Origin of the sequence: Aestuariibaculum suncheonense (genome assembly GCF_014596935.1) — a bacterium.
Classification (GTDB): Bacteria; Bacteroidota; Bacteroidia; order Flavobacteriales; family Flavobacteriaceae; genus Aestuariibaculum; species Aestuariibaculum suncheonense.
On record NZ_JACVXC010000041.1, the window covers coordinates 1 to 258 of the forward strand.

General features: G+C 44.2%; 1 protein-coding gene. It reads right to left on the reverse strand.

Annotated features, from left to right (window positions below; all coding sequences use genetic code 11):
* The coding region (locus ICJ84_RS16665; protein ID WP_188217543.1) for a putative metal-binding motif-containing protein at positions 1 to 258 on the reverse strand (258 nt) is incomplete at both ends.

The window sequence follows — 258 nt, forward strand, 5'->3', positions numbered from 1 at the left end:
TCACCATCATTATCGGCATAATAGGTGTTCTTAACACCTTCATCAATCTCTCCGTCACAGTCGTTATCTAAACCATCACACAGTTCCTCTGCTCCAGGATACACTGTAATGTTTGTGTCATCACAGTCCGTGTTGTCTGATACATAGCCTTCAGGTGCTGAACAGGCCGGCATACTTGATCCTGCATCACCATAACCATCACCATCATTATCGGCATAATAGGTGTTCTTAACACCTTCATCAATCTCTCCGTCACAG